The sequence below is a fragment of the Lentzea roselyniae genome, assembly GCF_039537795.1.
Lineage (GTDB): Bacteria > Actinomycetota > Actinomycetes > Mycobacteriales > Pseudonocardiaceae > Lentzea > Lentzea atacamensis.
This window is the reverse complement of the sequence record NZ_BAABBE010000021.1, coordinates 99,268-119,650: the sequence shown is the minus strand read 5'-3', so window position 1 is coordinate 119,650 and position 20,383 is coordinate 99,268. Positions and strand designations below refer to the sequence as shown.

The 20,383-nt window shown below is 68.4% G+C and carries 24 protein-coding genes and 1 pseudogene; 9 read left to right on the top strand and 16 right to left on the bottom strand.

The annotated features are described in order from the left end of the window. Positions 1 to 35: 35 nt before the first annotated feature. The 5 genes and pseudogenes from ABFX45_RS31670 to ABFX45_RS31655 form a co-directional block, all read right to left on the bottom strand. On the bottom strand, positions 36 to 551 hold the full coding sequence (locus ABFX45_RS31670; protein ID WP_109639974.1) for a DUF742 domain-containing protein: 516 nt from the start codon (positions 549 to 551) through the stop codon (positions 36 to 38). Then, complete coding sequence (locus tag ABFX45_RS31665) at positions 548 to 946, bottom strand: roadblock/LC7 domain-containing protein (protein ID WP_109639973.1); 399 nt, start codon at positions 944 to 946, stop codon at positions 548 to 550. Before ABFX45_RS31665 ends, ABFX45_RS31670 begins: the two co-directional genes overlap by 4 nt. Beyond that, complete coding sequence (locus ABFX45_RS31660) at positions 943 to 3,084, bottom strand: sensor histidine kinase (RefSeq protein ID WP_346133918.1); 2,142 nt, start codon at positions 3,082 to 3,084, stop codon at positions 943 to 945. The genes ABFX45_RS31665 and ABFX45_RS31660 overlap by 4 nt, the downstream gene beginning before the upstream one ends. Next, entirely contained in the window at positions 3,084 to 3,191 is a 108-nt protein-coding gene (locus tag ABFX45_RS46580) for an MFS transporter small subunit (protein WP_419503918.1), read from the bottom strand. Before ABFX45_RS46580 ends, ABFX45_RS31660 begins: the two co-directional genes overlap by 1 nt. A 134-nt stretch (positions 3,192 to 3,325) precedes the next feature. Beyond that, a pseudogene (locus ABFX45_RS31655) lies at positions 3,326 to 4,651 on the bottom strand (OFA family MFS transporter); the annotation flags it as partial. Positions 4,652 to 4,902: 251 nt separating this feature from the next. Here ABFX45_RS31655 and ABFX45_RS31650 point away from each other — a divergent pair. After that, positions 4,903 to 5,319, top strand: a complete 417-nt coding sequence (locus tag ABFX45_RS31650) for a DUF485 domain-containing protein (RefSeq protein ID WP_109639970.1) — start codon at positions 4,903 to 4,905, stop codon at positions 5,317 to 5,319. A gap of 3 nt (positions 5,320 to 5,322) precedes the next feature. Then, positions 5,323 to 6,903 (top strand): solute symporter family protein, encoded by a 1,581-nt coding sequence (locus ABFX45_RS31645; protein WP_346133915.1) that lies wholly within the window; start codon positions 5,323 to 5,325, stop codon positions 6,901 to 6,903. A gap of 13 nt (positions 6,904 to 6,916) precedes the next feature. Here the strand turns inward: ABFX45_RS31645 and ABFX45_RS31640 are convergent, their stop codons facing one another. From ABFX45_RS31640 to ABFX45_RS31630, 3 genes are read right to left on the bottom strand one after another with little or no spacing between them, the layout of a single operon-like run. After that, positions 6,917 to 7,564 (bottom strand): response regulator, encoded by a 648-nt coding sequence (locus ABFX45_RS31640; protein ID WP_112228709.1) that lies wholly within the window; start codon positions 7,562 to 7,564, stop codon positions 6,917 to 6,919. Then, positions 7,561 to 9,030 carry a sensor histidine kinase gene (locus tag ABFX45_RS31635; protein ID WP_109639968.1) on the bottom strand — a complete coding sequence of 490 codons (1,470 nt, stop codon included), beginning with the start codon at positions 9,028 to 9,030 and terminating at the stop codon, positions 7,561 to 7,563. Before ABFX45_RS31635 ends, ABFX45_RS31640 begins: the two co-directional genes overlap by 4 nt. Positions 9,031 to 9,038: 8 nt before the next feature. Next, positions 9,039 to 9,518 carry a phosphatase PAP2 family protein gene (locus ABFX45_RS31630; RefSeq protein WP_215732472.1) on the bottom strand — a complete coding sequence of 160 codons (480 nt, stop codon included), beginning with the start codon at positions 9,516 to 9,518 and terminating at the stop codon, positions 9,039 to 9,041. Between the two features lie 193 nt (positions 9,519 to 9,711). Here ABFX45_RS31630 and ABFX45_RS31625 point away from each other — a divergent pair, with 193 nt between their 5' ends. Next, the gene (locus ABFX45_RS31625) at positions 9,712 to 9,951 is read left to right on the top strand and encodes a hypothetical protein (protein WP_346133912.1); all 240 of its coding nucleotides are present in this window, start codon (positions 9,712 to 9,714) and stop codon (positions 9,949 to 9,951) included. Here the strand turns inward: ABFX45_RS31625 and ABFX45_RS31620 are convergent. After that, entirely contained in the window at positions 9,882 to 10,451 is a 570-nt protein-coding gene (locus tag ABFX45_RS31620) for a DinB family protein (RefSeq protein ID WP_346133910.1), read from the bottom strand. The two genes, ABFX45_RS31625 and ABFX45_RS31620, sit on opposite strands and share 70 nt — an antisense overlap. Positions 10,452 to 10,641: 190 nt before the next feature. On the opposite strand from ABFX45_RS31620, the gene ABFX45_RS31615 reads away from it, so the two are divergent. Together ABFX45_RS31615 and ABFX45_RS31610 are read left to right on the top strand one after the other, a co-directional pair. Further along, the gene (locus ABFX45_RS31615; RefSeq protein WP_109639966.1) at positions 10,642 to 10,833 is read left to right on the top strand and encodes a hypothetical protein; all 192 of its coding nucleotides are present in this window, start codon (positions 10,642 to 10,644) and stop codon (positions 10,831 to 10,833) included. Positions 10,834 to 10,952: 119 nt separating this feature from the next. After that, positions 10,953 to 11,471, top strand: coding sequence for a DinB family protein (locus ABFX45_RS31610; protein WP_109639965.1), 519 nt, complete (start codon positions 10,953 to 10,955; stop codon positions 11,469 to 11,471). 5 nt (positions 11,472 to 11,476) lie between these two features. Here the strand turns inward: ABFX45_RS31610 and ABFX45_RS31605 are convergent, their stop codons facing one another. Continuing rightward, positions 11,477 to 13,051 carry a sulfatase-like hydrolase/transferase gene (locus ABFX45_RS31605; RefSeq protein WP_109639964.1) on the bottom strand — a complete coding sequence of 525 codons (1,575 nt, stop codon included), beginning with the start codon at positions 13,049 to 13,051 and terminating at the stop codon, positions 11,477 to 11,479. 83 nt (positions 13,052 to 13,134) lie between these two features. Between ABFX45_RS31605 and ABFX45_RS31600 the strand changes: the two genes are divergently transcribed. Next, entirely contained in the window at positions 13,135 to 13,797 is a 663-nt protein-coding gene (locus ABFX45_RS31600) for a RibD family protein (RefSeq protein ID WP_109639963.1), read from the top strand. Here ABFX45_RS31600 and ABFX45_RS31595 read toward each other — a convergent pair. Then, on the bottom strand, positions 13,778 to 14,179 hold the full coding sequence (locus ABFX45_RS31595; protein WP_109639962.1) for a DoxX family protein: 402 nt from the start codon (positions 14,177 to 14,179) through the stop codon (positions 13,778 to 13,780). The genes ABFX45_RS31600 and ABFX45_RS31595 overlap by 20 nt on opposite strands. After that, complete coding sequence (locus ABFX45_RS31590; RefSeq protein ID WP_346133906.1) at positions 14,172 to 14,906, bottom strand: CDP-alcohol phosphatidyltransferase family protein; 735 nt, start codon at positions 14,904 to 14,906, stop codon at positions 14,172 to 14,174. The genes ABFX45_RS31595 and ABFX45_RS31590 overlap by 8 nt, the downstream gene beginning before the upstream one ends. A 41-nt stretch (positions 14,907 to 14,947) precedes the next feature. Here ABFX45_RS31590 and ABFX45_RS31585 point away from each other — a divergent pair, with 41 nt between their 5' ends. Both ABFX45_RS31585 and ABFX45_RS31580 read left to right on the top strand, forming a co-directional pair. Further along, positions 14,948 to 15,946, top strand: a complete 999-nt coding sequence (locus ABFX45_RS31585) for a zinc-dependent alcohol dehydrogenase (protein WP_109639960.1) — start codon at positions 14,948 to 14,950, stop codon at positions 15,944 to 15,946. Further along, on the top strand, positions 15,933 to 16,625 hold the full coding sequence (locus ABFX45_RS31580) for a creatininase family protein (RefSeq protein ID WP_211337585.1): 693 nt from the start codon (positions 15,933 to 15,935) through the stop codon (positions 16,623 to 16,625). The genes ABFX45_RS31585 and ABFX45_RS31580 overlap by 14 nt, the downstream gene beginning before the upstream one ends. On the opposite strand, the gene ABFX45_RS31575 is transcribed toward ABFX45_RS31580, so the two are convergent. From ABFX45_RS31575 to ABFX45_RS31560, 4 genes are read right to left on the bottom strand one after another with little or no spacing between them, the layout of a single operon-like run. Beyond that, positions 16,539 to 17,501, bottom strand: a complete 963-nt coding sequence (locus ABFX45_RS31575; RefSeq protein WP_109639958.1) for a lysylphosphatidylglycerol synthase transmembrane domain-containing protein — start codon at positions 17,499 to 17,501, stop codon at positions 16,539 to 16,541. The genes ABFX45_RS31580 and ABFX45_RS31575 overlap by 87 nt on opposite strands. After that, the gene (locus ABFX45_RS31570) at positions 17,501 to 18,280 is read right to left on the bottom strand and encodes a class I SAM-dependent methyltransferase (protein WP_346133903.1); all 780 of its coding nucleotides are present in this window, start codon (positions 18,278 to 18,280) and stop codon (positions 17,501 to 17,503) included. The genes ABFX45_RS31575 and ABFX45_RS31570 overlap by 1 nt, the downstream gene beginning before the upstream one ends. Then, a complete protein-coding gene (locus ABFX45_RS31565; RefSeq protein ID WP_325051075.1) occupies positions 18,277 to 19,248 on the bottom strand; it encodes a glycosyltransferase family 4 protein in 972 nt (323 codons plus the stop codon). Before ABFX45_RS31565 ends, ABFX45_RS31570 begins: the two co-directional genes overlap by 4 nt. Beyond that, the gene (locus ABFX45_RS31560) at positions 19,226 to 19,636 is read right to left on the bottom strand and encodes a 6-pyruvoyl trahydropterin synthase family protein (protein ID WP_109639955.1); all 411 of its coding nucleotides are present in this window, start codon (positions 19,634 to 19,636) and stop codon (positions 19,226 to 19,228) included. Before ABFX45_RS31560 ends, ABFX45_RS31565 begins: the two co-directional genes overlap by 23 nt. A gap of 93 nt (positions 19,637 to 19,729) precedes the next feature. Between ABFX45_RS31560 and ribA the strand changes: the two genes are divergently transcribed. Further along, positions 19,730 to 20,365: a GTP cyclohydrolase II gene (gene ribA / locus ABFX45_RS31555; protein ID WP_109639954.1), complete on the top strand. Its 636-nt coding sequence runs from the start codon at positions 19,730 to 19,732 to the stop codon at positions 20,363 to 20,365. The last annotated feature ends 18 nt before the right edge of the window (positions 20,366 to 20,383 follow it).

The following is a 20,383-nucleotide window of genomic DNA, read 5'->3' as shown; positions in this document are numbered from 1 at the left end:
GACCGTAGCAGCGGTCCGGGGGAGCTCGTGCGGAGTCAGAGCCGACGCAGTCCGGCCAGCACTCGTTCCAGCAGAGCACCATCGGGACGATCGCCGCCGTACGAGGAAGCCGTGCGGTGGACGTCGATCAGGCCGTGCGCGGCCATGTCGCCGAGCAGCACCTTGGTGACGCCCAGCGGCAGACCGCGCAACGCGGCGATCTCGGCCACCGAACGCGGCGAGTGGCACAACGCCAGCACGTCCTGGTGCTCCGGGCGCACGGCGGTCGCCGAGAACTCGTTCACCGAGACCAGGGTCTCGATCTCCAGATGCACCTCGGACGTGGTGCGGCCACCGGTCCAGGCGTAGGCGCGCACGATGGACGCCGACGACTCGATGGACGGCAGCGGCGGCACGTCGAACGGCAGCGTGGCGTACGGGTCCGGCTCCGGCGGGGGTTCGGCCGCGCGCGTGGCCTTCTTCTTGCCGCGCTTGCGGATCCGTTCGCTGTCGAAGCTGAAACCGCTGATCAGATCGCCGAAGTTGACCTGCTCGTCAGGCTCTCGGTTCATGCCAGCTCGGCCCGCAGTTCCGGCGTGAGCAGCTGGCCCACCTGCCGCACGACCACCGTCATCTCGTAGGCGACCTGCGAGACGTCGCACGAGGACGACGCCAGCACCGCGAGGACGGAGCCGTCGCTGATCGACATCAGCAGCATCACGCCCCGGTCCATCTGCACCACGGTGCGCACGACCGACTCACCGGCGAAGCACTGGCACGCCGACTCCGCGAGCGACACCACGCCTGCGACGATCGCCGCGAACTGGGGTGCCACGTGCGCCGGCAGCCTCGACGACGAGATCAGGACCAGACCATCGGCCGAGATCACCACCGCGTGCTCGATTCCGGGTGTGCGCTCGGTGAAGTTGGTGACCAGCCAGCCGAACTGGTCCACCTGCGTGCTCATCGACTCTCCTGCCGGTCGGGAAGGCCTCGCTGCACACCGCGCTGGAAGGCGTCGAGGAAGCCCCGAGCCGACTCAGGCGACTGGCGTGCTGGTGCGGGTGGAGGCGGTGGAGCGGCACCCGGTGACTCGAACCACGACGCCGGACCCGACGCCGGACCCGGCATCTGGGCAGGCGTCGCCGGCCGCACCGGACGCTGCTCGATCGCTTCCCCCCGGAAAGACTCCCAGGACTCCTCCCGCCGTGGGGCCAGTTCCGCGGGAACCAACACGATCGCGCGAGTGCCCTTGCCTTGTCGGGCATCGAGCCGTACCACGATCTGATGGCGCGCGGCCAGCCTGCCGACGACGAAAAGTCCCATTTCACGGAAGACCTGGACGTCCGCGCCCTCGCCTGCGGCCTCGAGGCGGTGGTTCACGACCGCCAGTGCCTCCGGGTCGATGCCGATGCCGTGGTCGACCACGTCGATCTGCACGATGTCACCGGCCTCGATCGACGCGCTGATCGTCACCTGCGTGTGCGGCGGCGAGAAAGCCGTTGCGTTGTCAAGAAGTTCGGCCAGCAGCCGGACGAGGTCGCTCGCCACATAACCGACCACTTCGGCGTTCGGCGCCGTGTGCACCATCACCCGCTGGTACTGCTCGATCTCCGCGGCCGCCGCACGCAGCACGTCCGTCAGCGGGATCGGCCGGGTGAACCGCCGCGCCACGTCGCCGCCGGAGAGCACCATCAGGTTCTCGTTGTTGCGGCGCATGCGGGTGGCGAGGTGGTCGAGCTTGAAGAGGTTCGCGAGCTGGTCCGGGTCCTCCTCGTACTTCTCCAGCTCCTCCATCAGCTTGAGCTGGCGTTCGACGAGGCTTTGGCTGCGCCGCGAGAGGTTCACGAAGATGTTGCGCATGTTCGCGCGCATGCCGGCCTGTTCGATGACCGAGCGGACCGCCTGCTGGTGCACCTCGTCGAAGGCGCGCGCCACCTGGCCGAACTCCTCGGTCGTGTCCACCGGCACCGGTTCGATCTGGGTGCTGCCGCGTCCGGTTGCCACCATTTCGGGAAGTTTGTGCCACGCCACTTCCAGCGCGGAGCGGCGCAACGCGTTGAGCGAGCGCAGCAGGTAACGGCCGACGACGAACCCGATCGTGCCGGCCAGGATCAGGCTGGCGAACAGGATGGCGGACGCCGCACCGGCGCGGTCGCTCGTCTCGTCGCGCAGGCGGTTCGCGGTGTCGCGCAGGTCGTTCTGCATGCCCTGCACCACGCCGTCGAGCGACGTCGCGACAGCTCCCGACGCCTTGCTCCAGTCCGATGCCGCGATCGGCAACGGCTTGGGCCTCGCCGTGGCGCTGTTGTTGCTGTTGTTGCCCGTGCTGGGAGCGTCCGAGGCCGGATGCAGCACCGCGGTGGTGAGCATCTTGCGGTGGGCCTCGATGTCCGGGCCGTTGAACTTGGTGCTCCAGGTGCTCAGCTGGTCCGCGGTCGCGAGCGCGGCGAACTCGCCGGCGATGTAGCCGAGCTTGACGTTCGACTCGACGAGCGACCGCACCTCCGCGGTGACCAGCTGGCCGCGCGTGAGCCCGGACAGCACGACCGCCTGCTGGTAGAGGACCTGCTCCTGCACGTGCAGCACGTGTTGCAGGCCCATCGCCGTGCGGAAGAGCGCGGCGTCGCCGAACTCGCTCGCGAGGACCTCGTCCACGTCGAGCATCGACTCGGTGAGGGCGGTGTACTCCCTGATCACGCCCGGCACGTCGGTGGTCCGCTCGCGCAACGCGGGCAGACCACCGATCTTGGCCGCGACGTCGTCCATGCGGGCCGTCACGACCTCGGCCAGGGAGGTCTTGGCGATCTGCCCGCGCAACGCCGTCCTGGACTCGTCGGTGCGACGCACCTGGTCCTGGAGCGCCTGCTGCCCGGAACCCTCGGCGACGATCCGCCGTTCCGCCTGCACGCCCTCGATCACGGGGATCAGCGCGGCACGGACCTTCACCAGCCGCTGGAGCGCCGCGTAGGACTCGGCGCGTTCCATGTGGGACTGGATCTGCAGTACGCCGGCGCCCACCGCGATGAAGACCGGAACGATCAACACCGCGGCGAGCTTCACCGGCAGGCGCCAGTTGCGCCAGTTGACGAGCGCCTTGAACATCAGACGAAGAGCTTGGCGGCGTTCAGGAAGAGCCGGTACAGGCCGTAGGCGAGCGGGATGCCCACCCACAACCACGCACCGATCAGCAACAAGCGCTGGGAGTTCACTTCCGCACCACGCCTTCCGCGTCGACTGCGTCTTCCTCGTCGGAGGCCTTCGCGGCGTCCGCCGCCTCGGCCTCGTTCCACTTCGCGACCGTGGCCTCGTCGTCGGTCTTCTGCGAGGGCTCGTCGGTCTCGTCGGCAGCCTTGGGTTCGTGGAACTTCGGGTCGACCGGGCGGATCAACTCGTTCGCGACGAAACCAACGACCAGCAGCGAGATCATGATGTAGAACGACGTCGCGTACAAGTCAGGCCCGACGTGTCCCGCCTTCTTGCCCGCGTCCGCGATGGCGTTGACGATCAGCGGCCCGAGCACGCCGGCGACCGACCACGCGGTCAGCAGGCGACCGTGGATCGCGCCGACCTGGTAGGTGCCGAAGAGGTCGCGCAGGTACGCGGGAACGGTCGCGAAGCCCGCGCCGTAGAAGGACAGGATCACCATCGCCGCGACCACGAACAGCGGGGTGCTGGTCGGGCCGAACACCAGCAGCACCAGGTAGAGCAGTGCGCCGACGCCGAGGTAGAGGCGGTAGATGTTCTTGCGGCCCACGATGTCCGAAGTGGACGACCAGATGAACCTGCCCGCCATGTTGGCGGCGCTCAGCAGCGCCACGAAACCGGTGGCCGCGGTGGCCGCGACCGGCGTCGAGGACTCCTTGAAGAAGTCGACCAGCATCGGCGCGGCCTTCTCCAGGATGCCGATGCCCGCGGTGACGTTGAAGCACAGCACGACCCAGAGCAGCCAGAACTGCGGCGTCCTGATCGCGTTGTTCGCGGAGACGTTGAAGCCGACGGAACCCTTGGGCCTGTCCTTGAGCAGCTCCGCCTTCTCCTTGGTGAACTCCTCGGAGGGCAGGCGGATCAGCAGCACGCCGACGCTCATGAAGATCGCGTAGACGATGCCGTGGATGAGGAACGCCTTGCCGATGCCCGACGTCGAGGTGTTCCCGAACGCCGTCAGCATCGAGGTCGACCAGGGTGAGGCGATCAACGCGCCGCCGCCGAAGCCCATGATCGCGATGCCGGTCGCCATGCCCGGCCGGTCGGGGAACCACTTGATCAGCGTCGAGACCGGCGAGATGTAGCCGATGCCGAGACCGATGCCGCCGACGAGGCCGTAGCCCAGGACGACGACCCAGTACATGCCGGCCCACACGCCGACAGCCGAGATCAGCAGACCGGAGCAGAAGCAGACCAGGGAGGTGAACATCGCCCACCGCGGTCCCCGTCGCTCCACGGTCGTGCCGAGCACCGCGGCCGAGAGCCCGAGCATCACGATGCCGAGCTGGAAGGGCAGAGCCGACTGCGTTCCCGTGATACCGAGAGATTTCTCCAACGGCGTCTTGAAGACGCTCCAGGCGTAGGCCTGACCAATGGAGAGATGAATCGCCAGTGCTGCGGGCGGAACGAGCCAGCGGTTCCATCCGGGAGGCGCGACTGTGCGTTCGCGCGCTAAGAACCCCACTTTATCCCCAACCGTCACAAAAACGCGGACCGATCGATCCTAGGCCAGGCGTACACGTGCGACAACGGTCGGGAGCTGTCCTACCGCTGTTACATGTGACGCAACTGCGGTTCACGCAGACGAGCCACCCTCGCGTCCGACCATTTGAGACGAATGCAGTGTCCGGTTTTGCCCGTTTCCCGGTACTGGACGCGTTGACTGCACACGTGAGAGCGCTACAGTGGGCGCGCACGCATGAGGGGCGGGGGTACATGACCAAGGCGATGTGGTCGCCTGGAGAAACGCAGCACGAGGATCGGGAATTCCGGGGCTTCGCGTCGTTCGGCGACCCCGAGGCTTTGTCGTACGTCGATTCGAACGGCAAACCGAACTTCGCGCTGATTCGGCAGACCGACGAATTCCGCATCCTCCGCCGGCGGCTCACGACGTTCATCTTCCCGATGACCGTGTTGTTCCTCGCGTCTTACTTGACCTTCGTGCTGCTGTCCGCGTATGCGAGAGACGTCGTCAGCATCAAGGTAGTCGGCGTGATCAACCTCGGTATCCTGCTGGGTCTCGGGCAGTTCGTGACTTCGATCATCATCACGCTCGGCTACGCCCGTTACGCAAAGCGACGGCTGGACCCGCAGCGCAAATTGCTCGCAGAGAAGACAGGCGTCGAGGAGTAAGGCATGCCCACCACCGGCAACCCGGTGCTGAACCTCAGCGTCTTCGCGGTGTTCGTCCTGATCACCCTCTACATCGTCTACCGGGTCAGCAGCCGCAACGTCACGGCGTCGGACTACTACGCCGCGGGCAGCTCGTTCACCGGCGCCCAGAACGGTGTCGCGCTCTCCGGTGACTTCCTGTCCGCCGCGTCGTTCCTCGGCATCTCCGGCGGTATCGCGGCGCACGGCTACGACGGCTTCCTCTACTCCGTCGGCTGGGTCGTCGCGTGGCTCGTCGGCCTGCTGCTGATCGCCGAGGGCCTGCGCAACACCGGCCGCTTCACCGTCGGCGACGTGCTGGCGTTCCGGATGAAGCAGCGCCCGGTCCGCGCGGCCGCCGCGAACGCGACCCTGGTGATCTCGTTCTTCTACATGATCGCGCAGATGGCCGGCGCGGGCGGCCTGATCGCGTTGCTGCTCAACGTGTCCTCGAAGTGGGGCCAGGCGCTGCTGATCGCGGTCGTCGGCATGGTCATGGTGCTCTACGTGCTGGTCGGCGGTATGAAGGGCACGACCTGGGTGCAGATCATCAAGGCCGTTCTGCTGCTGCTCTGCGTGACGCTGATGAGCGTCTTCCTGCTCGGCAAGTTCGGCTTCAGCCTGTCGGCGATCATGCAGCAGGCCACCGAGAACAACAAGCTCGGCGAGGCCGTGCTCGACCCCGGCGCGAAGTACGGCTTCAGCACGATGTCCAAACTGGACTTCGTCTCACTCGCCCTGTCGCTCGTGCTGGGCATCGCCTCGCTGCCGCACGTGCTGATGCGCTTCTACACCGTGCCGAACGCGGCGGAGGCCCGCCGCTCGGTCGTGTGGGCGACCTGGACGATGGTCATCTTCTACCTCTGCACGCTGGTGATCGGCTTCGGCGCGATGGCGCTGGTCGGCTCCGAGACGATCGCCGCGGCACCGGGTGGCGAGAACTCCGCCGCACCGCTGCTGGCGTTCCGGATCGGCGGCGCGGTCCTGCTCGGCGTCGTGTCCGCGGTCGCGTTCGCCACGATCCTCGCGGTCGTCGCTGGCCTGACCCTGGCGGCGTCGGCGTCGTTCGCGCACGACGTGTACGCGAACGTGATCAAGCGCGGCAATGCCGAGCCGCGCAAGGAGATCAGGGTCGCGCGGCTGACCGCGGTGGTCGTCGGCGTGCTGTCGATCCTCGGCGGTATCGCGGCGAACGGCCAGAACGTGGCGTTCCTCGTGTCGCTGGCGCTCGCGCTGGCCGCGTCCGCGAACCTGTCGACGATCCTCTTCACGATCTTCTGGCGGCGTTTCAACACGACCGGCACGCTGTGGAGCATCTACGGCGGGCTCGGGTCGTGCCTGGTGCTGATCATCTTCTCGCCCGTGATGTCCGGGGCGAAGACGTCGATCTTCCCGGACGTCGACTTCGCGTGGTTCCCGCTGGGCAACCCCGGCCTCGTGTCGATCCCGTTCTCGTTCCTGTGCGGGTTCCTCGGCACGATGTTCTCGAACCCGGAGCCGGAGAAGGCGGACCTGACCGCGGAGATGGAAGTCCGGGCGATCGCGGGTATCGGCACCAAGGCTTGATTCTCGGGCCTGATCACGCCGGGATCAGGCCCGCTTCGTGGGCGATGATCGCGGCCTGCACGCGGTTCCTGACGTTCAGCTGCCGGAGAATGGTGCTCACGTACACCTTCACGGTTCCCTCGACGACGTGGATCCGGCTCGCGATCTCCGCGTTGGACAGACCCGCGCCGACCAGGCCGAGCACCTCGCGTTCGCGTGCCGTGAGCACCTTGATCCGCTCGGTGGCGCTCGACCGCGGCCGGGCTTTCGCGAGCTGGTCGACGACTCGCCTGGCGACCAGGGGCGACAGGTAGGCGGCGCCGGTCGCGACGGCGCGAACCCCGGCGATGATCTCCTGCGGGTCGCCGGTCTTGAGCACGAACCCGGCCGCGCCCTCCCCCAGCGCTCTGCTGATGTAGGTGTCGTCGGCGAACGTCGTGAGCACCAGCGTCCGCGTCTCCGGGTGGCGCTCGCGGATCCGCGCGGCCGCGTCGAGCCCGTCGACGCCGGGCATGCGGATGTCGAGCACGGCGACGTCGGGCCGGTGCTTCGCGACGAGGTCGAGCGCCTCGCTCCCGTTCTCGGCCTCCGCGACGACCTCGATGTCCCCGCCGGTCGCGAGCACGGCCTTCACGCCGAACCTGACCACCGGTTCGTCGTCTGCGAGCACCACCCTGATCAACCGCTCCTCCTGGCGAGCCACTGCTTGGACACGAGCCGATCATCCCGGAAGCACAGCTGGTGGAGGTCGTGCCGGTGGCTGTCGAACGGGTTGGCGTGCGTGCTGTAGTACCGGCACTCGGCACCGGCCGGGGCGCTGACCCCGAGCGGGTTGTCGACGCGGGTGCGCAGCGGCAGGTCCAGGTCGTCCTCGTGGCGCCCGAACTCGGCCCGCGCGAACTGCTGTGGCGTGAGCACCGACGTCACCGCGTCGAAGACCATGTAACCCGGCACGCCGATCGCGATCACCGCGCACACCACCGAGGTGATCAGCACCGTGCGTCTGGCGCTCTTGCGGATCTCGGCCTCGGCGGTCTGCCGGCGCACGTGCGTGGGAGTGGTGCGTGGCAACGGGCGTTCCGGCAGCTTGGCCCTGACCTCGAACCCGCCGTCATCGGTCGGCGCGGCCTCGAACCAGCCGCCGACGAGGGCGACGCGTTCGGCCAGCCCGACCAGTCCCTTGCCGCTGCCCACCGCGGAGGTCTTCGGCGCCGGTCCGTTGGTGATCCGCAGTTCGAGGTTCGCGCTGAGGCGGACGGTGACCTTCGCGCCGGGAGCATGCTTGATCACGTTCGTCAACGCTTCGGCGGTCACCCGGTGCACCGTCCGCGCGATGATCCCGTCGATCGCCGTTCTGCGTCCGTTGGTGAGCTCCACGTCGAGGCCGCTGCCGGCCACGACCTCCTCGATCGTCGCCACGGGTTCGTCCGCGTCGGACCTGAGCACCTGCATGACGTCGGCGAGCCGTTCCGCTGCCGCCGTGACACTGGCGCGAGCGGTCCTGGCCGCCTCGCGTTGCTGTGCGGTGAGAGTCGGTTCCAGTTCGAGCGCGCCCACCAGCAGCGCCGCCCGTGCGAGCTCGTGGCCCACGAGATCGTGCATCTCACCGGCGAGGCGCGCGCGTTCGGCGTTGCGGGCGTTGTCGGCGTCCCGCTCCAGCAGGGAAGCGTGCTCCCAGCCGACCTCCTGCAGCTCCGCGTACCGGCGCCGTAACCGCCCGAACGCCCACGGCACCACACCGAGCACGCCGATGCCGGACGTGACGGCGAGCGCGGTGTCCGATCCACCGCGCTCGATCAGTGCCACGACCACACCGGCGATCTCGGCGATGGTCAGCGCGATCGCGGTCGCCCGCGGGTCTTTCGCGTGCCGTCCGGCGAGGAAGCTCGTGAGGGCGAGCGCGGGCGCCAGCGCGATCAACCCGATGACGCTGTCGGACTCGACCCGGACGAGGTAGCAGACCAGCCATGCCCCGAGCGCGAGGCCGAGCGCCACCGCCGGCCTGCGGTGCACGACGGAGAACGCGGCGGCGAGCACGACCAGGTAGAGCACGACCTCCCAGACCGCGAGCCGGCCTGGCCGGGAGGTCGCCGCCGCGGCCACCACCAGCGTCGCCGCGCACACCCACAGGATCAGCCGAACCCACACGGGGCCCATCATCCCAGCCGGCTGAGAACCACGGTCGGTGCGTCGTCATGGCGTGCTTGCTTCTTCTTCAGCAACACCGCGATTCCCCAGGAGACAAGCGCGCCCAGCAACAACCCCGCCAGCACGTCGTGTACATAGTGGACACCCACGATCACCCTCGACGACGCGGCCGCGAGCGCGCAAACCGCCGCGACCCAGCCGAGAGTCCGGTGCATCGCCCAGATCGCCATCGCGGACGACCCGGCGATCACGGAGTGGTTGCTGGGAAACGACCAGTCGCCCGGTGCGGGGCATTCGGCGAGCGAAGGCGCCGTGCGGCACGGCCTTTCCTCCTGCACGACGAGTTTGACCACCTCGCTCACCGCGTACGCCACCACCACACCTGCGCCGGCGAGGAAGGCGCGCAGCCGGAGTTTCATCACCAGCCAGGCGAACATCAACACGAACACGACCAGCACCGCATCGGTGCCCACCACGAGCCAAGTCACCCAGCCGAAGCTACGAAGATCCCGGCCGTCGCACCTCTGCCGATGGGAACCGATCAGACCTTACTTTCGACAAGGTCGGCCCCGCGCCGATCCGGTCTGGACGGTGGAGAATCCACCCCTCGGCCCTTGGAGGAGAGCGACTCGGTGTGCTGATCCAGCGTGCGGCCATTGCCCTCGTCCGGGTTCCAGTGCCGTGGCAGTCAGCCTTTGCCCCGTTTTCGGGGTGTTCTCCGCGTCGCTGAGCGAGGTCGCGGACCCGCGCTACGTCGGGACGGCGCTCACCGCGCTGTCCGCCGTCGGGTTCGGGCTGACGGTGGTCGGCATCCAGCTCGTGCCGCTGCTCGCCGAGCTCGTGACCTGGCGTTACGCGTTCCTGCTACTCGCGCCGGGGCCGCTCGCCGGGGCGCTCGCCATGCTCAGGACCAGGTCGTAGAAGCCCTCGGGGTTGTCGGCGCCGGACCGGCCGTCGATCAGCTCCCGCACGATGTCGCAGTGGCCGGCGTGCTGCGCCGTCTCCGCCACGACGCGGACGAGCAGGTGCCCGAACGTCGTCTGCCGCCGGTGCTCCGGCCACCACGGCACCGACGCGGGCGCGTCCAGCGGCAGCTGCGCGATCGACTCGTCGCTGTGCCGCCAGGCGAGGCGGTAGAGATCGAGCAGGTACTCGCGGCTCTCATCGGGCTTGGCCCACATGTCGCCGTTCTCCCAGACGGACTTGTCCTCGACCCACGGCAGCTTGACGGGCGAGGGACGGCCGGGGCACTCGCCGAGGTAGCCGAGCTCGATGCCGATCAGGTGCTTCACCAGGCCGAGCAGGTTGGTGCCGCTGGGCACGAGCGGGCGGCGGGCGTCGTACTCGCTCAGTCCATCCAAAGAGGACACGATGGAGTCACGTGAGGCCTGGAGGTAGTGGCGCAGGTCGTCGGAGGTCATGTCGCGACAGTAGCCACCGGGTCCGACAGTTTCTGGAAGCCTCGATCCCGTGCAGAAACTGATCGTCGCCGCCGGGTGGCTCGCGAGACAGATGGCCGACGGCGCCGGCTTCGACAAGGCCAACGCCCCGCGCGCACCCCGGTTCGTCTGCTGACGTTTGCCGGTCCGGCTCGTCGGAAACCACCAAGGCATGACCCAACACGAGCAGTTCACGACGCCGGAGGGCGGTGGCGAGCTCGTCGACGACGAGCCGGACGCGGTCGCGGTTGCCGCGGGCGAAGGCGACTACGTCTCCGCGACCGAGGAGACCGCCATGCACATCGAAGAGACCGAGGAGGGCGGCGGCAGAGTCGACCGGCCCGACGACGGTTACGTGGGCTGACCTGCGCAAACACAACGCCGAATTCTCGCCGCACGATCGTTCGTTCTTTAGGACAGAAGCTGACCGCAAGTGGTCATAGTGTTCTTCTTGTCGGGACAAACGAACGAAGGACAAGAACCATGACCAGCACCGAGATCCTCACCGGCGAGCGCGCGGACCTCCTCGAGACCCTGCGGCAGCACCGGTGGTTCCTGACGTTCACCGCGCAGGGCCTCACCGACGAGCAGGCCGCGTCCAGCCCGACGGTCAGCGCCCTGTCGATCGGCGGTCTGATCAAGCACGTCACGTCGGTCGAGGAGAACTGGGTCAGGTTCATCGAGTACGGCACCGAGGCCATCGCGTCCGACCCGGAGTCGACGGACCACGAGGACCACGCGGCCAACTTCCGGATGGAGCCGGGCGAGACGCTGGCGAGCCTCCTCGAGCGGTACAACGAGGTCGCGGCCTACACCGACAAGCTGGTCGAGACGGTCGACCTGGACCTGTCGCACCCGCTGCCGTCCGCCCCGTGGTTCCCCGAGGGCAAGACGTGGTCGGCGCGGCGCGTGCTGGTGCACATCGTCGCCGAGACCTCGCAGCACGCGGGCCACGCCGACATCATCCGCGAGACGATCGACGGCCAGAAGACGATGGGCTGAGGCCCTCAGGGCCGCGGCGGCGAGAAGGTCGAGAGGAACTGGTCCCGGAAGTCGCTCATCCGCGACACCGGGGCCGACCCTCCCGGCCTGATGCCGTCGTCCCACTTCCAGCCCTCGACCCGGGAGAGCACGGCGGGGTCCTTGGCGACGATGGTGATCGGCACGTCCCGCGAGGCTCCCTCGCCGGTCACCATCTGCGCCGGCTGGTGGTCGCCCAGGAAGACGAACACCAGGTTCTCGTCGCCGTACCGCTCGACGTAGGAGATCACCGACTCCAGCGAGTACGAGATCGAGTGGCCGTAGTCGGCGCGCACGGCCGCCGGGTCGCGGCCGAAGATGGACTCCGGCGGGTCGTTCGAGGCGGGCATCGTGCGGTAGATCGAGCCGTCGCCCAGCGCCGACCAGTCGACGAAGTCCGGCGTCGGCGACCACGGCGCGTGCGAGGACACCATGGGGATCGCCGCCATCACCGGCTTGTGCTCCCCGGTGCGTTCTGCGCGTTGGAACGACTCCAAGGTGAACTGGTCGGGCGTCGTCGCGTAGCCGAACCGCGGCCCGGTGTACCCGAGGTCCTGCGCCGCGTAGATCTCGTTGTAGTGGAAGAAGTTTCCTTCGGGCCACGCCTGGGTGATGCCGGGGACCACGCCCACCGAACGCCACGACGCCTCGCGGAACGCCCGCGGCAGCGTCAGCCGGTCGCTCGCCACGAGGTTGCGGTAGCGCTGCTGGTTGTCGATCCACAACCCGGACAGCAGCGTCGCCTGCGCCATCCAGCTGCCGCCACCGGCCGTCGGCGAGGTCAGGAACGCCGAACGGGCGCTGTACCCGGCCGCCTTCAACCGGTCGTTGCCCTGCGCCAGCTTCGCGGCCACGTCGGGCAGGTCGAGCGCCGACTTGCCGTAGCTCTCGACGAACGTGAAGACGACGTCCTTGCCCTGCAAGGAGGACAGCAGCCCCGGATGCCCGCGGTAGGCGTCGACGGACGCCTCGGCCGCGAACGCCTCCTGGTCCTGCAGCCCGGCCTGAAAGCGCCGTGCGTGATCCACCAGCGACGTCGCGGCGGCGTCCGAGTACACCGGAACCCCTGGGACAGCAAGCGAGACACACGCCACGGCCGTCAACGCCACGGCACGGATCGCGACCGGACGCCGCCCGGCTGCGGCAGAGCTGAGCCGGAGCACGGAGAACGAGGCCAGCACCACGATCCCGACGACCATCGCCGCGGCAGCCAGCACGGCCAGTACGGAGGCGACGCGGCCGAACGTCACGTCGACGAAGTCGACGGCGGGCACCAGCAACGGCCAGTCCAGCACGAGGTCGAACGGCCGGTACAGCACCATGTCGAAGCCGATGTCCATGATCTTGACGACCGTGAACAACCCCAGCGCGACACCACCGGCGATCGCCAGCGGCTTGCGGAACCGGTCCGGCACCAGCACCAGCGCCATGACGCCGATGAGACCTTCGAGCGGCACCCGCAGGAACGCCTCGAACGTGAACTTCTCCAGGTCGCTCGGTGCGATGAGCACGAACAACACGAACAGCCCTGCCAAGACCGTGGCCGTCCGACGCAGCAACATCCTCACCGAGAATCCCCTTTCCTGACCTATGAGGGAAACGCACCACGACCCGCGACCGGTTCAACTGCACTACCATCTCGGCTGTGACCCGCCCGCACGTTCTGCTGAGCGTCGCCGTCAGCCTCGACGGCCACATCGACGATCGCGGCACCGAGAGGTTTCCGCTTTCCAACGCCGAGGACTTCGATCACGTCGACCGGATGCGCGCGGAGTCGGACGCGATTCTGGCCGGGGCCGAGACGCTGCGGCGCGACAACGCACGACTGCTCGTCTACAGCGACGAGCGGCGCGCGCAGAGAATAGCGGACGGCAAACCGGAGTTCCCACTGCGGGTCACCGTGACGAGAAGCGGACAACTGGATCCTGAGCTGCTGTTTTGGCACTGCGGCGGCGAACGGCTGGTCTACACGGCGACAACGCCGACCACGGTCGACCACCTCGCCGAAACCAGAAGGTTCAGCTCATTCTCAGAAATTCTGGACGATCTGGGCGCACGCGGCGTGAGAAAGCTCATGGTCGAAGGCGGCACGAGCATTCACACGGCGTTCCTCAAAGCGGGACTCGCCGACGAGATCCGGATCGCGGTCGCGCCGATGCTGATCGGACAGGCGACGGCCCCGCGTTTCGTGAATCCCGCTGAATTCCCCGGCGGACCGGCGCGCCGATTCCACCTGGAGGACGTCACGAAAGTCGGGGACGTCGCCGTGCTGCGCTACTTCCCGAAAGTCAGCTCTTCACCAGCTTGAGCGGGCGGAGGATCTGCTCGCGGCGGTAGACCGCGATCACCAGCGCCCACACCATGAAGATGATCGGCATCGTGGCGGCCTTGAAGCCGCCGTTCGTCACCAGGAACAGCTCGGTGAGGGCCGCACCTCCCATGATCCCTGCCAGCGCCAGCGCCGCGAGGCCGCAGATGCGCGGGATCAGCAGGCCGATCGCGGTGGCGATCTCCAGCACGCCGGTGAAGTAGCGGAACCACTGGCCGAAGCCGATGTCGTCGAACTTGGCGACGAACTGGTCGGTGAACAACGCGTAGCCGTTCATCACGAACTGCCACGCGAGCACGATCTGCAGGATCCAGACGACGATGTTGCCGATCTTCGCCGCGGTCGAGGTCTGCTCAGACATGCCCGGATCCTCCCACCGGAACTCCTGCGTTGCGCCAGAGCCAGAGGACATCGCGACCGAACGACCACACGAGCGATGCCAGCGCGAGACCGACGAGAACCCCGGCGAACGGGATAACGCCGGAGGCCGCCACGACCAGGAAGATGCCCTGCACCGCGGCCACGACCTTGCGCGCGTAGCTCGGCGGCAGCGACGCGTTCATCCAACGGAAGCGCCACGACGCGGCCACGAACACGTACCGCATGAGCCCGATCGCGAGCACCCACGGTCCCATCTGCACGGCCACGTACGCGCTCAGCACCAGGATCAGGAACGCGTCCACCTCCATGTCGAACCGCGCACCCAGCGCGGTCGACGTGCCGGTGCGGCGAGCGACCTGACCGTCCACCCAGTCGAGTGAGAGTGCGACCGCCGCGAGCGTCACGACCAGCGCGACCGGCACGTCCTGGCCCGCGCGGTCCGCGACCAGCGCGGTCACGGCGCCGACCATCAGGCCACGGGCCAGAGTGACCCGGTCAGCGGGCCCCAAGGAGGCCGTGCGGTGCCGCTGCATGCCGTAGCCGAGGAACGCCCAGGTGGCGAACCCGTAGGCCAGACCGGCGGCCCAGCCCAGCGGGCCGAGGCCGGCGGTGGCACCGACCACGCCCAGCAGGAGTACCTGGGCGGCCGCCCAGACGGCAGGCTCGCGTACGACAGCGGACGCCCTGGTGTGCTGAAGTGTGATCATCAGGTGCTCCTGGTGAACTTCGTGCGGCGGAGGTGTTGTGAGTGACACGTACGGCGAGTGCCTTTTGGCTCAATGAATCCGGAGAAGGAGAGGTTCGGCAGGTCACGCTGGCCGGGCCGGGACCGGGTGAGGTCGAGGTGCGCACGCTGTTCTCCGGGGTCAGCCGCGGCACGGAGACCCTCGTCTTCCGCGGTGGCGTGCCGGAGAACCAGTACGCGGTGATGAGGGCTCCTTTCCAGGAGGGCGAGTTCCCGTGGCCGGTGAAGTACGGGTACCTCAACGTCGGCGTCGTTGAACACGGACCCGAACGACTGCGCGGGCGCACGGTGTTCTGCCTCTATCCACATCAGACTCGTTACGTGGTCCCGGAAACCGCGGTCACCCTCGTCCCGGACACCGTTCCGGCAGCTCGGGCGGTGCTCGCGGGCACCGTCGAGACGGCTGTGAACGCGGTGTGGGACGCGCGTCCGCTGATCGGCGACCGGATCGCGGTGGTCGGCGGCGGCATGGTCGGGTCGAGCATCGCGGCCGTGCTGGCGACGTTCCCCGGCGCGCGCGTCCAGCTCGTGGACGCGGATCCCGCCCGTGCGGCCGTCGCTGACCAGCTCGGCATCGGTTTCGCCTTGCCGGGCAACGCTCTCGACGGCTGCGATCTCGTCTTCCACGCCAGCGCGACGGAACCCGGCCTCACCACCGCGCTGAACCTGCTCGCCCCGGAAGGCCGGGTCGTCGAGCTGAGCTGGTACGGCGACCGGAAGATCGCGGTGCCGCTGGGCGAGTTCTTCCACTCGCGACGGTTGACGATCCGCAGCAGCCAGGTCGGCACGGTCGGCCGCCCTGACCGCACCTACGCCGAACGCATGGCGCTCGCCCTCGACCTGCTCGCCGACGACCGGTTCGACGCGCTCATCACAGGAGACAGCAGGTTCGAGGAACTGCCCGACGTGATGCCGAAGCTGGCCGACGGCGAGATTCCCGCGCTTTGCCACCGCATTGACTACAGCCACATTAACTACGGTGGTTCCCATGTTTCCGAGTGACACCACCACAGACGTCCGCGACCAGCGCGTGGCCGTGCTCCCGGTCGGCAGCACCGAGCAGCACGGCCCGCACCTGCCGCTGGCCACCGACTCGGTGATCGCGTGGACGATCGCGTCGGAGATCGCCGCGAAGTACCCGGTCCGGCTGCTGCCGCCGATCCAGTTCTCGTGCTCGCAGGAACACGCCGGCTGGCCGGGCACCGTCAGCATCTCCGCGCGCACGCTGGTCTCAGTGATCACGGACATCGCGGACTCTTTGCGGCACAACGGTGTCACGGGTCTCGTGCTGGTGAACGGGCACGGCGGCAACTACGTGCTGTCGAACATCGTGCAGGAGGGCGAGGGTCTGGCGCTCTTCCCCGGCCGGGACGACTGGGCGTTCGCGCGGGAGAAGGCGGGCATCGAGACCTCGGCGTACAGCGACATGCACGCGGGTGAGCTGGAGACCTCGATCCTCCTGCACGCTCACCCCGATCTGATCCGGCCCGGCTACGAGACTGCTGACCACCTGGCGGAGGACAGGCGGCACCTGCTCACCCTGGGTCTGGCGCCGTACACGGAGTCCGGCGTCATCGGGCGTCCTTCACTCGCGTCAGCGCGCAAGGGCGAGCTCCTGCTCGCGGGGCTGGCCGAGTCGTTCCGCCACTACCTCGGCCTTTTCGACCTTGGTACGGCGTGACAGGAACAGCACGACCGCGCCGGGCAGAGCCGCGATCAGCGCCAGCACGCCGTAGACGATGCCCGTGGTGAAGCCGTGCTGCGCGCCGAGGCCGGCGGCGCCGAAGGCCACCGCGAGGAACGCCTCGCGCGGCCCGAACCCGCCGATGTTGACCGGGATCGCCATGATCAGCAGCGCCAGCACCACGACCGGCGCGAGCTGCGTGATGGTGGCGTCCGACCCGGCGGCGCGGGCGGCGACCACGAACATCGCCACGTAGCCGGCGACCGTGGCGGCCGACAGCCCGATGACCGCGGGCCAGGTCTTGAACGACAGCAGCCGGATACCGTCCGCCAGCGTGTTGACCAGCACTTTCCGCACCGGCCTGATGCGCCAGCCGACCACGACGAGTGCGGCGAGACCAGCGAGGACGAGCGCGGCGGTCGTGCCGTCCGGTGCGAGGCCGAGGCCGGGCGCGGGGTGCGTGAGCAGCACCGCGAGCCCGATCCCGATGAGCACCATCTGGCCGGCGAAGCGCTCGAAGAACACGGCGCGCACGCCACGTCCGACATCGCCGGACTCACGGCCGTGGTTGACCGCGCGGTGCACGTCGCCGAGCACGCCCGCAGGCAGCACGGCGTTGACGAGCAGCGCGCGGTAGTAGTCGCTGACCGCGGTGCGCATGGACAGCGACAGGCCGAGGCGGCGCGCGATGAGCACCCAGCGACCGGCGCTGAGCAACGTCGTCGCGAACCCGATCGCCAGCGCGGCGGCGACGGAGAACGCGTCGATCGCGCGCAGTCCGTCCACGAACGCCCCGGTGCCCAGGCGCAAGCCCACCGCCACCAGGATCGCCACCGCCAACACCAGGCGAAGCCACGGCCAGAACTTCTTCATCAGACAGCCCTCGGTATCGCTAGCAGGTCGACGTGGTGGACCACCGCGGAAGCCTCTGACCTGCGGCGCAGGTACTCCGGTGCCTCTGCGGCGAGTGCGGGTTCCTGCTCGACCGCCGCACCGACCCAGCCCTTCAGCCACTCCCTCTGCAGGGCGTCGGCGTTCAGGCGCCAGGGGCTCTGTGCCGTCCGAACCGAAGCGCCGAGCGCTGCGAATGCCTCTTCGGCAGCGGCCGGAGCGTCCGGTCCGAGCAGGCGGCGCCCGTCCACGCCGCGGCGCTGGTGAGCGTTGAACGCGTCCTGGAAAGCGGCGTCGAGCGGCTCGGCCGGGTCGAAGTCGATCCGGCCTGCCACCGAGAGCGTGAACAGTGCGGGCACATGTGCTTCTACGCATGCAACCGCCAGAGCGTTCATCTCGTCAGCAGTGAGCAAGTCGAGCAACGCGGAGCATGTGACCAGGTCGGCGCCCGCGAGGTCGGTGGCGGTGAGCGCGGTGAGGTCGCCCTCACGCGTCTCGGCGGTGACGTTCTCGATGGCGCTCATGCCGGCCTCCGCCAGCGCGAGCAGCCGGGGGTCGCGGTCGTGCAGCACCCAGTGCTGTACGCCGCCGAGCCTCCCGGCGAGCCATCGTCCCATCGATCCCGTGCCACAACCCAGGTCACGGATCGTCAGTGGGTTTCGGTTCACCAGAGTTGCGCGGACCACGTCGACGAGCTCGGTCGAGCGTGCCTCGGCGTCCGCTTTCTCCCGCAGTGCCAGCCATTCCGGCGAGAAGGTCATGGCCGCAGACTAGCCAGCACCCTCCGCAGGTCCTCTGTGGATTCGTCCCAAGTAGACAAACTTGCTCGCCGGGTCAGCGCTTTCGCCCGCAGCTCCCGGCGGAATTCTGGATCATGGAACCACTGTGTTAGTGCAGCTTCCAATGCATCTTGATCGCCCGCGGGGAGCAGCAGGCCGCCGTCGCCGAGGGCGTCCGGTACGGCGCTCGCGATCACCGGCAGACCTCTCGCGAGCGCCTCGGTGACGACCATGCCCCAGGTCTCGGCACGCGACGCCAGCACGAAGAGGTCCGACTTGGCATACGCGCTGGTCAGAGCCTCGCCGGTGAGCGGTCCGGGAAAGCTGACGCGATCGTCGTGCGGGAGCGTCTCGAGGAACGGCCGGTGCGGCCCCACGCAGACGAGCCGGAACTCGTGGTCGATCTTCTGCAGGGCCCTGACCAGCAGGTCGTGGCCTTTGCGAGGTGTGATCGAGGCAACGCAGAGGAGTTGGCTGACGCCGTCCGCGCCCCGTGCGACCGGGGCCGGGTCGGTGCCGGGAACGACGACGTGGACGGTGCCGAGCCCGTGCCTGGCCCTGAGGTTGTGCGCGGCCGTCGGGCTGGTCGCGATGACCGCGCTCGCGGCCCTCAGGACCTGCCGTTCCTTCTCGTCGAGCAGCGCGGCCGTCGCGGGATCGAGCCCGGTCTCGTCGGCCAGCGGCAGGTGCACGAGCACGGCGAGCTTCAGCCGTCGCGCGTGCGGCACGACCACTTCCGGCAGACCGCAGCCGACCAGGCCGTCGACGAGGACGACGTCCCCGTCGGGAATGCCCGCAAGCGTTTGCTCCAACGCCGTGGTGTCGTGCGGTCGCGGCCAGTCACCAGCGACGGTCAGGCGGTTCAGCCCTGCTCCGACCCGGAGGTCGTAGACGTTGCCGCCGCTGGGACTGGCCGGATCGTCGACGTCAGCCGGCAGTACGAAGTGCACGTTCGTAGCTCGCCCACGCCACGTGCGACTCGTGGAGTGTGACGGCGATCGCATCGATGCCGTGAGCACCCTCACCGAGAGCGCCCTCCGAGATCTTCTCCGCGAGCTGGTCCGCGATGTGCTTTGCGAGCCACTCCGTGGACGTGTTGATGCCCGCGAACTGCGGTTCCTCGTCCAGGTTGCGGTAGTTGAACGCGGCCAGGACCTTGTTCAGCTCCTGGGTCGCGAGTCCGATGTCGACAACGATGTTGTCGGAATCGAGTTCGGCACGTTTGAACGTTGCGTCCACCAGGAACGTTGCTCCATGCAGACGTTGTGCCGGACCGAAGACCTCGCCGCGGAAACTGTGGGCGATCATCACGTGATCGCGGACGGTGATGCTGAACAGGGTGACCTCCGCTGTGCGGTCGGGTTACGGTGCGACCTCGCACCCGAGCGTAGTTGACGTTCGGAAGGCGCCAGGTGGACGAGGGGACCCTAGATGTTCGAACAGGCCTTCAACGACGAGGACGTGGCGGAGTCCGACCTGGTGACCCGCCGTGGCACGTTCCGCGCGGTCGCTTTCCGTGCGGACGGTCACGAGCACATGGCCCTCGTCTACGGCAAGACGAAGCTGCGCGAGAACGTGCTGGTGCGCATCCACTCCGAGTGCATGACCGGTGACATCTTCGGCGCCATGCGGTGCGAGTGCGGCGAACAGCTCGACGCCGCGCTGAGCACCATCGTGCGCGAGGGCAGCGGCATCCTCGTCTACCTGCGTGGCCACGAGGGCCGCGGAATCGGTTTGGTGGCGAAGGTCCGCACCCACGTCCTGCAAGACGCCGGCCTCGACACCCTGGACTCGGCGACGTCGCTCGGCCTGCCTGTGGACATTCGCGACTACACGCCCGCGGCCAGAGTGCTCCGGCACCTCCGCGTCCAGTCCGTGCGTCTCATGTCCAACAACCCGGACAAGATCGCGGCACTGGAGGAGAACGGGATCCCCGTGACCTCGCGGGTGCCGTTGCTGATGGCGCCGAACACGCACAACATCGCGTACCTGACGGCGAAGCGTGACCGGCTCGGGCACGACCTCCCGCAGGTCGAGGAGTTCTCGCAGCTCCCGCACGCGCGCTGACCATTGCTTTCCCAGCAT

What these genes read in the sequence shown, in the direction of transcription:
- ABFX45_RS31670 (WP_109639974.1), bottom strand. Translation starts at nt 551, where the DNA reads ATGAACCGAGAGCCTGACGAGCAGGTCAACTTCGGCGATCTGATCAGC.
- ABFX45_RS31665 (WP_109639973.1), bottom strand. Translation starts at nt 946, where the DNA reads ATGAGCACGCAGGTGGACCAGTTCGGCTGGCTGGTCACCAACTTCACC.
- ABFX45_RS31660 (WP_346133918.1), bottom strand. Translation starts at nt 3,084, where the DNA reads ATGTTCAAGGCGCTCGTCAACTGGCGCAACTGGCGCCTGCCGGTGAAG.
- ABFX45_RS31650 (WP_109639970.1), top strand. Translation starts at nt 4,903, where the DNA reads ATGACCAAGGCGATGTGGTCGCCTGGAGAAACGCAGCACGAGGATCGG.
- ABFX45_RS31645 (WP_346133915.1), top strand. Translation starts at nt 5,323, where the DNA reads ATGCCCACCACCGGCAACCCGGTGCTGAACCTCAGCGTCTTCGCGGTG.
- ABFX45_RS31620 (WP_346133910.1), bottom strand. Translation starts at nt 10,451, where the DNA reads ATGACCTCCGACGACCTGCGCCACTACCTCCAGGCCTCACGTGACTCC.
- ABFX45_RS31615 (WP_109639966.1), top strand. Translation starts at nt 10,642, where the DNA reads ATGACCCAACACGAGCAGTTCACGACGCCGGAGGGCGGTGGCGAGCTC.
- ABFX45_RS31610 (WP_109639965.1), top strand. Translation starts at nt 10,953, where the DNA reads ATGACCAGCACCGAGATCCTCACCGGCGAGCGCGCGGACCTCCTCGAG.
- ABFX45_RS31605 (WP_109639964.1), bottom strand. Translation starts at nt 13,051, where the DNA reads ATGTTGCTGCGTCGGACGGCCACGGTCTTGGCAGGGCTGTTCGTGTTG.
- ABFX45_RS31595 (WP_109639962.1), bottom strand. Translation starts at nt 14,179, where the DNA reads ATGTCTGAGCAGACCTCGACCGCGGCGAAGATCGGCAACATCGTCGTC.
- ABFX45_RS31590 (WP_346133906.1), bottom strand. Translation starts at nt 14,906, where the DNA reads ATGATCACACTTCAGCACACCAGGGCGTCCGCTGTCGTACGCGAGCCT.
- ABFX45_RS31580 (WP_211337585.1), top strand. Translation starts at nt 15,933, where the DNA reads ATGTTTCCGAGTGACACCACCACAGACGTCCGCGACCAGCGCGTGGCC.
- ABFX45_RS31575 (WP_109639958.1), bottom strand. Translation starts at nt 17,501, where the DNA reads ATGAAGAAGTTCTGGCCGTGGCTTCGCCTGGTGTTGGCGGTGGCGATC.
- ABFX45_RS31570 (WP_346133903.1), bottom strand. Translation starts at nt 18,280, where the DNA reads ATGACCTTCTCGCCGGAATGGCTGGCACTGCGGGAGAAAGCGGACGCC.
- ribA (WP_109639954.1), top strand. Translation starts at nt 19,730, where the DNA reads ATGTTCGAACAGGCCTTCAACGACGAGGACGTGGCGGAGTCCGACCTG.